At 37.5% G+C, this 16491-nt stretch carries 12 protein-coding genes and 2 tRNA genes; 13 read left to right on the plus strand and 1 reads right to left on the minus strand.

Annotation, left to right across the window (positions count from 1 at the left end):
* The first annotated feature begins 120 nt into the window (after positions 1–120).
* From PECL_RS02995 to PECL_RS10275, 8 genes are all read left to right on the plus strand, one after another.
* Positions 121–1470 (plus strand): glucose-6-phosphate isomerase, encoded by a 1350-nt coding sequence (locus tag PECL_RS02995; RefSeq protein ID WP_014215120.1) that lies wholly within the window; start codon positions 121–123, stop codon positions 1468–1470.
* Positions 1471–1680: 210 nt separating this feature from the next.
* Positions 1681–3843 (plus strand): anaerobic ribonucleoside-triphosphate reductase, encoded by a 2163-nt coding sequence (nrdD, locus tag PECL_RS03000; RefSeq protein ID WP_014215121.1) that lies wholly within the window; start codon positions 1681–1683, stop codon positions 3841–3843.
* The gene (nrdG, locus tag PECL_RS03005; RefSeq protein ID WP_014215122.1) at positions 3843–4436 is read left to right on the plus strand and encodes an anaerobic ribonucleoside-triphosphate reductase activating protein; all 594 of its coding nucleotides are present in this window, start codon (positions 3843–3845) and stop codon (positions 4434–4436) included. The genes nrdD and nrdG overlap by 1 nt, the downstream gene beginning before the upstream one ends.
* A gap of 131 nt (positions 4437–4567) precedes the next feature.
* Positions 4568–6355, plus strand: coding sequence for a heavy metal translocating P-type ATPase (locus tag PECL_RS03010; RefSeq protein WP_014215123.1), 1788 nt, complete (start codon positions 4568–4570; stop codon positions 6353–6355).
* A 60-nt stretch (positions 6356–6415) separates the two neighbouring features.
* Positions 6416–6488: transfer RNA gene (locus PECL_RS03015), tRNA-Glu, on the plus strand.
* A gap of 13 nt (positions 6489–6501) precedes the next feature.
* Positions 6502–6574: transfer RNA gene (locus tag PECL_RS03020), tRNA-Gln, on the plus strand.
* Positions 6575–6858: 284 nt separating this feature from the next.
* A complete protein-coding gene (locus tag PECL_RS03025; RefSeq protein WP_014215124.1) occupies positions 6859–7410 on the plus strand; it encodes an LPXTG cell wall anchor domain-containing protein in 552 nt (183 codons plus the stop codon).
* Between the two features lie 389 nt (positions 7411–7799).
* The gene (locus PECL_RS10275; protein ID WP_014215125.1) at positions 7800–9638 is read left to right on the plus strand and encodes an SP_1767 family glycosyltransferase; all 1839 of its coding nucleotides are present in this window, start codon (positions 7800–7802) and stop codon (positions 9636–9638) included.
* 521 nt (positions 9639–10159) lie between these two features.
* On the opposite strand, the gene PECL_RS03040 is transcribed toward PECL_RS10275, so the two are convergent.
* On the minus strand, positions 10160–11530 hold the full coding sequence (locus PECL_RS03040) for an NAD-dependent succinate-semialdehyde dehydrogenase (RefSeq protein WP_014215127.1): 1371 nt from the start codon (positions 11528–11530) through the stop codon (positions 10160–10162).
* A gap of 216 nt (positions 11531–11746) precedes the next feature.
* Here PECL_RS03040 and PECL_RS03045 point away from each other — a divergent pair, with 216 nt between their 5' ends.
* The 5 genes from PECL_RS03045 (at position 11747) to PECL_RS03065 (ending at position 16470) form a co-directional block, all read left to right on the plus strand.
* Positions 11747–13381 carry an Nramp family divalent metal transporter gene (locus PECL_RS03045; protein ID WP_050899564.1) on the plus strand — a complete coding sequence of 545 codons (1635 nt, stop codon included), beginning with the start codon at positions 11747–11749 and terminating at the stop codon, positions 13379–13381.
* On the plus strand, positions 13365–13796 hold the full coding sequence (locus PECL_RS03050) for a universal stress protein (RefSeq protein ID WP_014215129.1): 432 nt from the start codon (positions 13365–13367) through the stop codon (positions 13794–13796). Before PECL_RS03045 ends, PECL_RS03050 begins: the two co-directional genes overlap by 17 nt.
* A 238-nt stretch (positions 13797–14034) precedes the next feature.
* Complete coding sequence (locus PECL_RS03055; RefSeq protein ID WP_014215130.1) at positions 14035–15000, plus strand: IS30 family transposase; 966 nt, start codon at positions 14035–14037, stop codon at positions 14998–15000.
* Positions 15001–15056: 56 nt separating this feature from the next.
* A complete protein-coding gene (locus PECL_RS03060; RefSeq protein ID WP_014215131.1) occupies positions 15057–16088 on the plus strand; it encodes a YdcF family protein in 1032 nt (343 codons plus the stop codon).
* A 13-nt stretch (positions 16089–16101) separates the two neighbouring features.
* On the plus strand, positions 16102–16470 hold the full coding sequence (locus PECL_RS03065; protein ID WP_014215132.1) for a YxeA family protein: 369 nt from the start codon (positions 16102–16104) through the stop codon (positions 16468–16470).
* Positions 16471–16491 lie beyond the last annotated feature (21 nt).

Consider the following 16491-nt stretch of genomic DNA (forward strand, 5'->3'; position numbering starts at 1 on the left):
CGCTTATACGCTTAGAAAGTCTTTTTCTTTTGGTAAAAATATTAGATGAAAGCGGTCAAATTGGTTTAGTTATTGTATAATGAATCAGTAAACTTAATTAAATAAGAGGGGTAATTTCTAATGGCACATATTTCATTTGATAGTTCTAGTGTTTCAGAGTTCGTTCATGACAATGAACTTGCAGAAATTCAGCCACTTGTAACCGCAGCTGACAAAGAGTTACGCGACGGTACAGGTGCAGGAAGTGATTTTCGTGGATGGATCAACCTTCCAACCGACTATGATAAGGACGAGTTTGCACGAATTAAAAAGTCTGCTGATAAGATTCGTAATGATTCAGAAGTCTTTGTAGCCATTGGTATTGGCGGCTCGTACTTAGGTGCACGAGCAGCTATTGACTTTTTAAATAATACTTTCTACAACTTATTAAGTAAGGATGAACGCAAGGGTGCTCCACAAGTTATTTTTGCTGGTAACTCAATTAGTTCATCATACCTTACAGATGTTTTAAACTTAATTGGTGATCGTGACTTTTCAATTAATGTGATTTCAAAGTCAGGTACTACTACAGAACCTGCAATCGCATTCCGTGTGTTGAAAGAAAAGTTAATCAAAAAATATGGTGAAGAAGAAGCTAAAAAACGTATCTACGCTACAACTGATCGTGCAAAGGGAGCTCTTAAGACTGAAGCTGACGCAGAAGGTTACGAAGAATTTGTTGTGCCTGATGATTTAGGTGGACGTTTCTCCGTACTTTCAGCTGTTGGATTGCTTCCAATTGCCGTTGCTGGTGGTGACATTGACCAGTTAATGCAAGGTGCTGCTGATGCAAGCAAGGAATATACAAATCCTGATGTAACCTCAAATGATGCATATAAGTATGCTGCATTACGTAACATCTTATACCGTAAGGGTTACACAACTGAATTGCTTGAAAACTACGAACCAACTTTGCAATACTTTGGCGAATGGTGGAAACAATTAATGGGTGAATCAGAAGGTAAGGATCAGAAGGGAATTTATCCTTCATCAGCAAACTTCTCAACTGACTTACATTCACTTGGTCAATATATCCAAGAAGGTCGTCGTAACCTTATGGAAACAGTAGTTAACGTTGACAAGCCTAATCATGACTTGGATATCCCTAAGGCTGATCAGGATCTTGATGGTTTGAAATATCTTGAAGGCCGCACCATGGATGAAGTTAACAAGAAGGCTTACCAAGGCGTAACTTTGGCACATAACGATGGTGGTGTTCCAGTTATGACTGTTAACATTCCTGACCAAACTGCTTACACATTGGGTTACACAATGTACTTCTTTGAAGCAGCTGTTGGTGTTTCTGGTTACTTGAATGGTATTAACCCATTTAATCAACCTGGTGTTGAAGCATACAAGTCAAATATGTTTGCTTTACTTGGAAAACCAGGTTATGAAGATAAAACTGACGAATTAAACAAACGTCTATAACATTTAAGTTTTCAAGAGAGCGATTTTCGAATCGCTCTTTTTTTGTTCAAAAATTTAGAATTGGCAAACACCCACCAATAGGTAGTGGTTTGAACTAGTTAACCGTATACATGTTGTATTATTGCTCTTTACTTTCATCGAAAAACTTAGTAGTCTTGAGTATGGTAATTAATCAAATCGAAGTATTTACATAAAGAAAGGGTAATGAAAATGGATAACTTAAAGACAAAAGGCACTGCTAATCTGGATCTGATTGAAGAGAAAGAAGTCATCAAAATTGATGGCGAGCGTGTGGCCTTTTACCCTTATAAAATATCCTTGGTTGCGGCATCGTTAACGGATGACACAGAGTTACGTCAACAAATAACAACTAAGGTACTAGATGCTGTGGGAGCGGAACCAGTTACGTTGACTTCTGATCGAATACGGCAGATTTATCGAAGTGTTCTGAATGATTTGCATCTTGGAATGCTAACTACTAAATACGATGATTTTAAAAAGGAAGAGGAACGACAATGGGAGCAGGCAACCAACCCACAAACTAAATTAAACCAGCTTTTTAATAGCACTGATACCGTTGTTCATGAAAATGCTAATAAGGACAGTAATATCTTTAGTACAAGGCGAGATTTAACGGCAGGAATGGTTGGAAAATCTACCGGCCTTGCTGCGATGCCTGAGACGGTCGCAAAGGCACATTTGCGTGGTGATATTCATTTTCATGATTTGGATTACTCACCACTTACTGCCATGACGAACTGTTGCCTGATTGATTTTAAAAGCATGTTAGAAAAGGGGTTTAAAATTGGTAACGCTGATGTTGAACCACCAAAGTCAATTCAAACGGCTACTGCGCAGATGTCACAAATTATTGCCAACGTGGCTTCTAGCCAATACGGTGGATGTTCGGCCGATCGCGCTGATGAATTACTTGCTCCATATGCTAAGTTAAACTATCAGAAACACCTTGCTGATGCGGAAAAATGGGTTGAGGCTGGTAAGCAAGAAGCCTACGCCAAAGAGAAAACAAAAAAAGACATTTATGATGCAATGCAGGCGTTGGAATACGAGGTTAACACACTATTTTCATCAAATGGACAAACGCCGTTTACAACGGTTGGTTTTGGTTTAGGAACTTCGTGGTTTGAACGTGAAATCCAAAAGGCAATTTTAAAAGTCAGAATAAAGGGACTAGGGAAGCAGCATAGAACGGCTATTTTCCCTAAGCTGATCTTCACTTTAAAGCGAGGACTGAATATTAAGCCAGAGGATCCAAATTACGATGTTAAAGAATTAGCTGTTGAATGTGCAACAAAACGTATGTATCCGGATATTTTGATGTACGACAAGATTGTTGAACTGACTGGAAGTTTTAAAGCCCCAATGGGATGTCGAAGTTTCTTGCAAGGATGGAAAGATGAAAATGGACACGAAGTTAACAGTGGCCGAATGAATCTTGGTGTTGTGACTTTGAATTTACCACGGATTGCAATCGAGTCAAATGGTGATACAGAAGTTTTTTGGCAGATTTTACAGGATCGTTTGCAAGTATCAAAGAAAGCATTACTCTTCCGAATTAAACGTTGTAAAGAAGCTACGCCACAGAATGCACCAATTCTTTATAAAAATGGGGCATTTGGTAAGCGGTTGAGTGAAAATGATAGTGTGGATGAGTTATTTAAAAATAACCGAGCAACTATTTCGTTAGGCTATATTGGATTGTATGAAGTTGGGACACGTTTCTTTGGACCAAAATGGGAATCAAATAAAGAGGCCCATGATTTTACGGTTTCAATTGTAAAATATTTGCATGATCGCTGTGTTGAATGGGAAAAAGAATATGGTTACCACTTTAGCGTCTACTCAACGCCAGCTGAATCACTAACGGATACTTTTTGTGAATCCGATATAGCTCGTTTTGGTAAAATTGCTGATATTACTGACAAGGAATACTACACAAATAGTTTTCACTACGACGTAAGGAAGAACCCAACACCGTTTGAAAAGTTACTGTTTGAGGAAGAGTATCCTAAATATGCTTCTGGCGGGTTTATTCATTACTGTGAATACCCGAATCTAAAACAAAACCCAGCTGCATTAGAAGCAGTGTGGGATTGGGCGTATGATCACGTTGGCTATTTAGGAACCAATACCTCGATTGATCATTGTTATCAATGTGGATTTGATGGTGATTTTAAACCAACTGCGCGTGGCTTTGAGTGTCCAGAATGTGGAAATCGTGATCCTAAAACCTGTGATGTTGTAAAACGAACTTGTGGCTACTTAGGTAATCCAGTAGTTCGACCAATGGTAAAGGGACGGCATAAGGAAATTATTTCTCGGGTTAAGAATATGAATTTAGGTGAAATTTAATGGATAAAAAAGTGAAGGTGACAATTCGAATGCCTAAAAATCCCAAACCTAAAGAGTGGCTTGCTAAGGATCGAAGTTTGCAATATATTGCAGACTATAAGCCGTTTAATATGGTAGATGGTGAAGGAATCCGTTGTAGTTTGTACGTTTCAGGATGTCTTTTCAGTTGTCCAGGATGCTATAACAAGGCTGCCCAAAATTTTCATTATGGCACACCATACACACAAGAACTTGAAGATCAAATTATTGCGGACCTCTCTCAGAGTTATGTGCAGGGACTTACTTTGCTAGGAGGAGAACCGTTTCTAAATACGCAAGTATGCCTGAAACTTGTAAAAAGAATTAGAAAAGAGTTCGGTAATACAAAAGATATTTGGTCGTGGACCGGGTATTTGTGGGATGAGTTACTACTAGAATCGGTCGACAAATTAGAACTATTAAACTATCTAGATATTTTGGTGGATGGACGTTTCATGTTGGATAAAAAGGATTTAACATTGCAATTTCGTGGTAGTTCCAATCAGCGAATTATTGATGTTCCCAAATCGTTGGAACAAGATAGAGTTGTGATTTGGGATAAGTTAATTAGGTAGAAACATTTGGAATATTAATTATCTAAAAAGCTGGGGAAATATTTTTCCAGCTTTTTTAATTAGTGCTTTTGAGTAGATTAGAATGATTATAATTTGCTATAATAAGAATAGAAATAAAGGAGGTTTTGACAGTGAAACTATCTAATTACAAACGATTGTGGGCTGTTTTAATTGTTGGTGTACTAGCATTATTACTTGAATTTGCCTTTAAACAACCTTTTTGGAGTCAACTACTAGTTACAGTTATCGGGTCACTAATTGCAATTTTAATGACGATCGATATGATTAAAACCTTACGTTCTGGAAAGTTTGGTGTAGACCTATTAGCAATCACTGCAGTAATTGCAACACTTAGTATTGGTGAATACTGGGCAGCTTTGATTGTGTTGTTGATGTTAACAGGTGGCGATGCGCTCGAGGACTATGCTGCCAATAAGGCTAATTCAGATTTACAATCTCTGTTGGAAAAATCACCAACGGTCGCTAATCAGATCATCAACGGTAAAATAAAACAGATTAATATTGAAAAAGTGGCGGTGGGTGATACATTAATCATCCGACCAGGTGAAGTTTTTCCGGTCGACGGAACAATCGTGGATGGAATAACAAGTGTAAACGAGTCATCACTAACGGGTGAAGCAAAGCCCGTTGATAAAACGGTTGGCGATGAAGTAATGTCTGGCTCCGTTAATGGGGATACATCGGTTACGATTACCGCAACTCAGTTAGCAAAAGATAGTCAGTATCAAAATATTATTAGACTTGTGAAGCAGGCTGAAAGCCAGCCAGCACGGTTTGTCCGAATGGCGGATCGTTATGCAATTCCGTTTACAATTGTATCCTATATTATTGCTGGAACCGCTTGGTATCTTTCTGGCGATCCGGTCCGTTTTGCAGAGGTATTGGTAGTAGCCTCGCCATGTCCGTTGATATTGGCCGCACCAATTGCACTAGTTGCTGGTATGAGCCGTTCGAGTCGCTCTGGAATTATTGTAAAAACCGGGACTACCATTGAAAAGTTAGCACAGGTAAAAAGTTTTGCATTTGATAAAACCGGCACTATCACTATGGGCAACCTGGAAGTTGTTAAAATTTCTCCTGAGTCGGGAATTAGTAAGGAGCAACTTTTAATTTGGGCAGCCAGCACGGAGAGCCAGTCTAGTCATATTTTAGCAAGATCACTGGTTAAAGTCGCTGGAAAAGATTTACTGAAAGTAACGAATGTTACCGAAAAAACTGGAGCTGGTGTGGAAGCCACAATCGGTGCGGACAAGATTCGAGTTGGTAAGGCTGATTTTGTAACTAGTTCTAAAATCGCAAAAGTGAGTGGCACCACAATATACGTTTCAAAGAATGCTAACTACGTTGGTAGTATCACATTTGAGGATCAGCCCCGTCCAGAAGCTAAAGTAACAATGGAAGATCTCCATCAATTGGGAGTGCGAGACATTATGATGATTTCTGGAGATCAAAAAGAAATCGCAACTCAAATTGCAAATGACGTTGGAATTGACAAAGTTTTCGCAGAAAGTTTGCCAGAAGATAAAATCAATGTTTTAAAAAAGATACCAAACGAAAAAAGACCTGTTGCAATGGTTGGGGATGGAGTAAACGATGCACCCTCACTTGTTACTGCCGACGTCGGAATTGCAATGGGAGCGCACGGGGCGACCGCAGCAAGTGAGTCAGCTGATGCAGTTATTCTTAAGGATGATTTAACACGAATTCCCGTAGCTGTTAGAATTTCACGCCGGACCATGCGAATCGCTAGAGAGTCAGTTCTAATTGGAATTTTTGTATGTATCGTTTTAATGTTAATAGCAAGTTTCGGGGTTATTCCCGCTATTATTGGTGCACTTTTACAAGAAGTAGTGGATACAATTACTATTTTAACCGCCTTACGAGCACGTCATGGGTAATTTATTTTAAAAATAAGTTGACGAACCACCCTAAAATGGTGTAAATTAATATAGTACTTTTGCCCGCTGGTCAAATTGGTTAAGACGTCGGCCTCTCAAGCCGGAGTTACGGGTTCGACCCCCGTGCGGGTGATTAACTATATTAATGGCCATTCGCCAAATTGGTAAGGCAGCGGACTCTGAATCCGTAATTTACTGGTTCGAGCCCAGTATGGCCAATAATAAGATGAAAAACGTTATCACAATCCTGTGGTGACGTTTTTTTGTTGAGGTGATTAAAATATAAGCATAGGGCGACCGGAAATATCATTTTATCAATTTTACAGAAAGGTTAACCATCTTTAACATGTCAAATATGATTTAACATAGTTGAAACGGAATGTTGCGCGCAAAATTAATGAACTTAAGGCAGTTTGCTGTGGTGTAGAAATACTAAAATGACATCATAATTTAAAATGGATTAGATGGTAGTCTTGGCCGATTTATCATTTTATGAGTAGGCTTTGACAACTCCAAGCGACACATTGGACAGTGTTACGTCTCCGGATTTAAGTCAAAAGGGTTATGGAACACCAGATCAAGCAGTAGTTGGAGCAGAGAAGATTCCTGAAAGTTATAATGGTGTTAAAAATATTAACGTTGTAATTAAATATGTTCAGTTAGTGGTTCCAAGTAAACCTGTTGCACCGAATAAACCGGGTATTTCTAATAAACCAATTGTACCCGGTACACCTAACAACCCGAGCATACCAAATAAGCTAAAGACACCAAATAAACCCGGAACACCGATTAGGCCAAATGTACCAGTTGCTACGGTTTTGCCAAATGGGCCGAGAAAGTCTGTTACTATAAGCAAACTAGGCACACCAAGTTTTGATCAAAAGATTTCAAGAAATGTGATCAAGTTAAGTCGTTCTACTGCAGATAAGGGTAAAAGACTTCCCCAAACTAATGAAGATAATTCAAGTGAAAGAGTATTGGTAATTATTGGAACACTTTTATCAGTTCTGACATTGGGACTAATTGGTACAAAAAAGAAAAATTCTAATCTTTGATTTTTTAGTGAATAGTGAAATCGAACCATTTGTTTCAAGAAATAGTTCAGTTTCGGCTGCCAAAGGATTTAGTTATTTCTAATTTAGAAGTTAATTGTTCATAGTAAAGGTACCCCAACTATCGTAAGTAGTTGGGGTTTTTATATCTATTAAGATGGCGGGCAAACTCGATGTCGCCTAGTGGTTTTACTACCTATGTTAATTATTCAACCAAGCATTAAGGCCTCAAGATTCTGGTAAATACTAAATATTATGTTTTTAAGAAATGATCAAACTTGATAATAGGTGAAAGAATGTGTTTATTTTATTTTTATAACAAAATTATGTACGTTGACAGTAGTTAATGATGTAAAATTAAAAGGTGATTGAACGTGGGGAGCGTGGTTAAAATGAAAGTACATATTACGAATACATACGCCAGTCCTGTGACGGGAGCAGTTTTTATAGCACAAAGTCTGATTGTTGATACTGGTAAAGAGATGGGATTTACTGAAATTGGAATTCCAAGGTATACAATCAAAAAAGAAGCCCCTGAGGAGTTGGATCAATTACTTGATGGTATGTTGGGTGGCTTTAGGGATGGTGATACACTGTTTTTGCAAACACCAACTTGGAATGAGCATGAATTTGAAACAGCATTACTTGATAAGGTAGCAAAGTATAAAAATTCTAAGGTAATTATTTTTATTCACGATGTGATTGCTTTGATGTTTAAATCAAACAGGTATATTTTGCCACAACTTGTTGAAGAATATAATCGTGCAGACGTTGTAATTGTTCCCTCAGAGAATATGCGTAAATATTTAATTCGTAATGGATTAAAAGTGTCAAAAATTATCGTGCAAGAAGTTTGGGATCACATTTATAACTACCCAGTGAACGAAAAACCACCGTTTAAAAGACAGGTTAGTTTCATTGGCAATCCAAACAAATTTAAATTTACGAGTACTTGGCCATACTCTGATGTCCGACTGCGACAATATGCCGGTTCAATGAAGAAACATAATAATAATGTCGATGACATCGGTTTTCTGCCGGATCAAGTATTGATACCGAATTTACTAATGAATGGTGGCTTTGGACTAGTTTGGTCTACTGATTCATATTGGTCCGATTATATGCATGTTAACACTTCACACAAAATTGGTACCTATTTGGTAGCGGGATTGCCAATTATTATTGATGAGAATAATTCCAATGCGGAAATGGTAAGAAAAAATAAATTAGGGTTTGTAGTCGAATCGTTGGATGAAGCAATTGATTTAATTAAAAAGACAACAGAGGCCGAATATAGCGAGTTAAGAGAAAATGTAGGAAAGTTTGCATTTCTTTTGCGAAATGGTTTTTTTGCGAAAAAACTGGTGACAAATGCGGTATTTGAACTACTTCAAAATAACATTAGTGGTGAAACAGATGATAATGTTTCGATTAATGTTTTGAAAAGGGAACAAACAATCGAATATTTGATTAAAAATAAGGCCTCAATTGCTCGATTTGGTTCTGGAGAATTCAATTTAATTAACGGAGCTGGTATTTCGTTCCAAGAGTATTCTGAGGAACTAGCTGTGAGATTAAGGAATATTTTAGCGGTACAGTCGAATTCTAATTTTGTACTTGGAGTTCCTGATATTTTTGATGGGTTAGATAATTTGAACGAAGCTGCACAAAAATTCTGGGCTGGGAACTTAAACAAATGGGAAGATTTTTATAATCAGATGTTAACTGCTGATTGGTATGGAAATTCCTTTATGACACGACCATACATTGATTTAAAGGATAAATCTCAGGCGTCAGCACATTTTAAAAATCTTAAGAGACTCTGGGATAGCCAAAATATACTGATTGTTGAAGGCAAAAATTCACGTTCGGGAGTTGGTAATGATTTATTTGATAATGCTAAATCAATTGAGAGAATTATAGTACCTTCCAAAAACGCTTTTGCGAAATTAAGTGAAATCGAACAATCTATCCAGAGTCATGGATCAGATAAGTTGGTATTGTTGATGATAGGGCCAACTGCAAAAGTTGTTGCTCATGATTTATCCAAACAAGGATTTTGGCTGATTGATATGGGACATATAGATTCAGAGTATGAGTGGTTTAAAATGGGGGCCGAGAAAAAGGTTCAAATTAGCGGTAAACACACTGCGGAATTTAATAACGATACCGATATTCACTTGGAACCAAATAGTAAGTACGATCAGCAAGTGATTGTTGACTTGTCATGATTATGAAAGAAACCAGTTGTTAGATTATTTTTAATATGGTTACAGATTGAGAGTTGGGGTAAAACCGGATTCTCTTTCTTTTTGCCAAATATTTAGATTTAAGTAGAAATATAAACATATGACGTGACTTAATGTGTGATTGAAACAAAACGAAGCTAACATTTAAGCGTTAGCTCCGCATGTGTACTATATAAAATTATTTCGTCAATCGAGCATGAATGAAATCATACGAACCGCTCACTTGAGCATAAACTACACCTTTCAAGTTAGGGTTAACTAATGACTTACTACTATCCTGATAAAGAGGGGTAACAGCTTGTTCTTCCATTGCTATCTTATTGGTTATGCCTAAATCTTGATAGCGTTTATTCTGATTCAAAGCATCACGATTTTCTGCATTTTTAATTGTAGTATCAAACTCTGCATTATTTAAATAATAATTGTCAAATTTATCAAGAGTTATTCAATTACGGGTTTCTGGTATTTTTAAATCGTTTGGAAACTTAGTTCGAAAAGCGAGCCTAGCTACCAATAATAGTTTTAGCATTAATAAATTCTCGAATACCTAAGTCACTTAACTCTCTTCCGTAACCAGAGTTTTTAACGCCGCCGAATGGTAGATTAGCATAAGAAGTTAACGCCTGATTAATTGCTACTTGACCAGTTTCAATTTTTGAAGCGATTTCCACAGCATGTTTTGTATCTTTACCAAATACTGCACCACCAAGTCCATGATTAGAATTATTGGCAAGTTGCAGAATGGCATCATCTCCGTTTACTTTGTATACTTGTGCGACCGGACCAAACATTTCTTCATCAAACATTGGGTTATCTTCCGATAGACCACTTATTATTAAAGGATTAAAACATGCGCCCGGACCATCAATTGGGGTATTATCGCCCCAAAGTAATTTAGCACCGTGATCTAAAGCAGTGTCGACCTGTTCCTGTAATTTTTTCTGAGCACTTTTAGAGGAGAGAGGTGCAAGGGTTGTTTCTGGGTTTAAAGGATCGCCAATTTTTCTTTTTGCAAATTCTTTTTTGAATTTTTCCAAAAATTCATCGTATACATCTTCATGGACTATAAAGCGTTTTGCTGCCGTGCAGACTTGACCAGCATTATTTAGCCGTGCAGCAGCCCCATCAGTTGCGGCCTGATCAATGTCGGCATCTTTTAGCACGATAAAGGCATCTGTGCCGCCTAGCTCCATTGTAGATTTTTTTAAATACGCCCCCGCTTTAGCTGCAATTATTTTTCCTGCTTTTTCTGATCCAGTTAAAGCGACTCCTTGAACACGTGGATCTTCAATTATATGGTCTACTTGGTCATAGTTAATAAATAAATTTTTGAAAGCTCCAGTTGGTATTCCCACTTTAATGGTTGCATCTTCAAAGGCCTGCGCACATTCAGGAATAATACTAGGATCCTTGAGTAATACTGGGTTTCCGGTAATAAAGTTTGGAGCGAAGACACGCATGATTTGAGTGTATGGAAAATTCCAAGGCTCAATCATTAGCACAGTTCCGATTGATTGATATTTCACATGTGCCTTTACTCCGGGAACATCATTGTAAGGAACATCTTCAAGCAGTTTTTCACCATTTTTTACGTAATATTCAGCAAATTCGACATTTTTTTTAACTTCATCTTGGGACTCTTTAAAAAGTTTTCCCATGTTTGTTGTCATGAATTTTGCATAATGGTCTGTATTATTCCGAAATTCGTCCGCAAGTTCCTGTAACTTTTTGGTACGTTTTTCAATTTCCTGAGTTTTTGCAAGGTGATAAAATTCGTCCGCATTTTTAAGAGCAATTTCAATCTCTGGGTCGGTTGTTGACTTAAATGTTTGTATTAATTTTCCTGTAAATGGATTTATCGCTTCGTAGGCCATTGGGTGAATCCTCCTTTATTTTGGTATTTATATTCTGCTTTAGAAAACGTTTACAAGCAACTGATATGCCTTCTAAGTAATTTTTCTAGAGAATATATAATGATTTCCCAGTTGCAAAATGCTTGAAAGGTTATTCAAAAAAATTAATTTTATTTTCTTTTGGAATATTTTGGTTAACCTAAAAAAATACTTTAAATCCTTAAATACAGGTGTATAATAAATCATGGTCAAAAGAAAAGGAGGTTTTTTTATGGAGAGACAGGGAAAAACCAAAAGCATAAGTTAATCACATATGCTAATGGTCGCTCTCTTGAAGAGATTAACGGAACAGTAAAAGTTCCAAAAAATATTAGCTTTGGGAAAGCACTATTTATGTATTCTGGTCCAGGAGCGTTAGTAGCGGTGGGGTATATGGATCCTGGTAATTGGTCAACTTCAATTACAGGTGGTCAAAACTTCCAATACATGCTTATGTCAATTATCTTAATTTCGAGTTTAATTGCGATGTTGCTTCAATATATGGCGGCTAAACTGGGAATTGTGAGTCAAATGGACTTAGCACAGGCTATTCGAGCTAGAACGAGTAAATCACTCGGAATTGTATTATGGATTTTAACGGAACTAGCTATTATGGCAACTGATATTGCTGAAGTTATTGGTGCTGCGATTGCATTGTATCTTTTATTTCATATTCCATTGGTAGTATCTGTCTTTATTACCGTATTTGATGTTTTGCTATTATTGTTACTTACCAAGATAGGTTTTAGAAAAATCGAAGCAATTGTTGTCTGCTTGATTATGGTTATTTTGGTGGTGTTTGTGTATCAAGTTGCTCTATCAAATCCAGATTGGGGTGGCATCTTGACCGGCCTAATCCCATCGGCTAAGACAGTATCGAGTGCGCCTCAAATTAACGGTATGACACCAATTCAGGGTTCACTTGGTATTATTGGTGCCACTGTTATGCCACATAATTTATACTTACATTCTGCCGTATCACAAACTCGGGAGATTGATCATAATGATGAAGAAGATGTGGCACGTACAGTACGTTTTTCAACTTGGGATTCCAATATTCAGTTGTCATTTGCTTTCGTTGTAAACTCATTACTGTTAATTATGGGTGTTGCAGTATTTAAGTCAGGAGCCGTGAAGGATCCATCTTTCTTTGGACTCTTCCAAGCTTTGAATGATACATCGACACTTAGTAACGGAGTTTTAATTGGTGTTGCAAAAACTGGTATTCTTTCCACATTGTTTGCGGTTGCACTGCTTGCCTCAGGTCAAAACTCCACAATTACTGGTACATTAACTGGACAAGTTATTATGGAAGGTTTTGTTCACATGAAGATGCCGTTGTGGGCACGGCGCTTAATTACTCGTTTGATTTCAGTGGTTCCAGTTTTGATTTGTGTTTTGATGACGAGTGGTAAGAGCGCAATTGCTGAGCATGAGGCCTTGAATACATTAATGAATAATTCACAAGTCTTTTTGGCCTTTGCTCTGCCGTTTTCAATGTTGCCTTTGCTTCTGATGACAGATAGTGCGGTTGAAATGGGGGACAGATTTAAGAATGGCTTGGTAGTTAAAATTCTTGGTTGGATTTCAGTGTTAGCACTTACTTTTCTAAATCTAAAAGGTCTTCCAGATGCAATTGCAGGATTCTTTGGCGATAATCCATCTAATAGTCAGATAAATACTGCTAATATTATTGCTTATATTCTTATTGTTGCTGTTCTAGCACTACTTGCTTGGACAATTTATGATTTGCAGCGCGGTAATAAACGCTTCGCTCTTCAACAACAAGCAGCTAAAGAGAAGGAGGCAGCATCAAATGACGAAAGAAATTAAGCGAATTTTAGTTGGAGTTGATGACTCTAAAGATGCTTTGATGGCATTCGACTATGCAATTAACCTTGCAAAAAAAGATCAGTTAGAATTAGTAATTGTTTCAATTCTTGAAAGTGACGATATGAATGTGTTTCAAGCTTTGAGTAAAGACTATGTTCATGGTGAGCGACAGGAATTGGAGAAGCATATTTTAGAATTTCAAAAGCAAGCGCAAGATGCTGGTGTAAAACAGGTTCGAGCTGTTGTTGCAGAAGGCGATCCGGGGGAGACAATTGTTGGAGAAGTTATTCCAGCGATTAAACCAGACCTCTTAATTGTTGGTGCTAAGTCAGAAAAAGGTGTTTCACTTAAATTTGGTAGTCAGGCTGCCTACATGGCAAAATATGCGCCAATCTCTGTCACGGTTATCCGTTAAAGATGGTTAAAAATAAGACGTAGTTTTAAAGTGATAATTATTATCAGTTTAAAACTATGTTTTTTTTCTATATAAAAATGAAAATGGCGGGTTGCTCCATCTTCTTAAAATGAATAAATATGCTTCAATATGTACATATTTTTTTTAATCACCCGGTTTGTAAAATTAAGTTAGAAATTTAAAAAGCCATTTGTGATAGACTTTTGAGTGTCAAAATCAAAAGAAAGGCTGATCACAAATGACCTATACTCATCTTACTATAGACGAACTTGCCACAATTTATTCTTTTTGGAAACTCGGTAAAAAGGCTTATCTAGTGGCCCCAGCGCTCCATCGGAGTGCTGAAACTGTGTATCGTATTTATCGGTTTCTTGACGCTGGCAGTACGATTATTGATTACCAATGCCACTATCGAAAGCATAAACAACATTGTGGGCGTAAACCAATTCAACTACGCCCTGATGAACTGGCCTATATTCAAGCCAAAACTCAAGCTGGTTGGCAACCAGATACCATTATTAATCGCCAAGAACGGGCTTTCAGCTGTGGGGTTCGAACCCTTTACCGCCTTTTCAAACGCGGTGTTTTGGGGTTGTCGACCAAAGATTTACCGATGCACGGCAAACGGCACCCTAATGGTTACATTGAACGCCGTGGGAAAGCGGGTCAATTGGGCAGGGATTTAAAGAATCGTTATCAGGACTATCCTAATTTTAATCAAGAATTCGGCCATTTAGAAGGTGACACGGTTCAAGGTAAAAACCATCAGGGTGCGGTAACCACGCTGGTTGAACGACAAACTAAGGTCGCAATTGTGCTGAATTCGCATACCAAGTCGGCACACAATGTCAATCGTAGTTTAGCAGGATGGCTTTCGAAGCTGCCACGACACCTATTTAAGTCAATTACGTTTGACAATGGTAAGGAGTTCGCCGGTTGGCGAACCATTGCTAACCAATTTGATTTAAATATTTACTTTGCCGCTGTCGGAGCACCCAATCAACGTGGTTTAAATGAGAACACCAATGGTCTGCTGCGTAAAGATGGTTTACGTCACAATCTTATTATGGACCAGCTATCAGATAGATTTGTTCAAGCAGTTGCCAGTCGACGAAACCACATCCCACGAAAAAGTTTGGGTTACCAGACACCTCTGGAAGCATTCATCAGTCAGATTACAGATGAACAGTTAAAAAATTTCTAACTTAATTTGACAATTCGGGTCATTTATAATAGAAAAAGATTAACGTAGAGGTATGTATGATGTTAGAATTGTTCGTTGTTTTTGGAATTATCCCAATTATTTTGGCATTACTCCAATTAAGACATGACCGCCGAAGCTTTTTTGGTGGAATTACTTTAATGTTTGGGATTGGTGTATTGCTATTCTTGGTAATTCTTGGAATTTTGAATCAAATTGCAGGTATAAGTGAAATTGCAGTACAAACCACTTTGATATTTACTTTAGGTGGGGTTATTGGTCTTCCAATCGTTATCGGAGTTGCCCTGATATTGAATAGTCAGGTTATGAAACAGAAAGAAGGGCGTAGTTTGACTGCCCAACTTTCACTCCTATTTGGTTTTAATTTTATAATTATTGCTGGTTTGTCGTTAGCTGTGTTGTTTAGAGGTGCGGTATGGAACCAATGGTTAGTTGGTACAATGTTTTTATTTTTGATGGTTGACGTTACTCTAACTGGCGTTTTTATTGGATATTTATTTTATTCCTTACTTTATCAGCTTATACCTATTAAGCAACATGTGGATTATATAATCACGCTTGGGGCCGGAGTTAGGTCGGATAAGTTGACGCCCCTGCTGAAAAGTCGAGTTGATAAAGGGCTTGAGTATTATCGCAAGCAGGGCGACTCTGGAATGATGGTTCCGAGTGGGGGACAAGGACCAGATGAACCTGTCTCAGAAGCATATGCAATGGGCAAGTATTTAACTGAAAGTCAGCATGTTGATCCTAAACATATTATCTTAGAAGATGAATCTACTAATACTATGCAAAACATGCTGTTTTCTAAGAAAAAAATTGAGCAGGACTGGCACGGTGATAGGGCCCCAAAAGTTATTTTTTCAACAAATAACTATCATGTTTTACGTAGTGCGATTTATGCTAAGCGTGCTGGCCTGCAAGCTGATGGGGTTGGAGCTCCAACGTCTTTTTACTTTTTACCTAGTGCGTTATTGCGAGAATTCATTGCACTGATGATGATGTACAAGTGGTTTTTGATTACTGTAGTGGGTTTTTGGATAGTGATCACAGGATTAATGTTTTTAGTTTAAAGGAGATGTGATAATGAAAAGATCAGCGGCATTAATTGTTGTATTAGTGGTAGTGTTCTTTGGGATTTTTGGTGGAGCCTATTATTGGTATCAGTCGAACTACGGTGGAACTGATTATTATACTAAGATTGTCAATGATGGTAAAAAGGTTGTTGAAAAAGATGACAATGGGAATCAGACTGTTTTCTACAAATATGAGCAAAATGGTTATTCCCAAGATGGTACAGCAAAGAAGCTTACTTTTACTGAATCGTTAGGTAGACCATTTAAACGTAATGCATATTTAAAAGTTGTTTATAATGTTAAACGCAATCAAGTCATTTCATATGAAAAGGTAAACGCGGGTGATGTTCCCGATAAAGCCACCGAAAAATTAAAATAATTAAATAACAAAAAACATTTT

The sequence above is a fragment of the Pediococcus claussenii ATCC BAA-344 genome (assembly GCF_000237995.1).
Classification (GTDB): Bacteria; Bacillota; Bacilli; order Lactobacillales; family Lactobacillaceae; genus Pediococcus; species Pediococcus claussenii.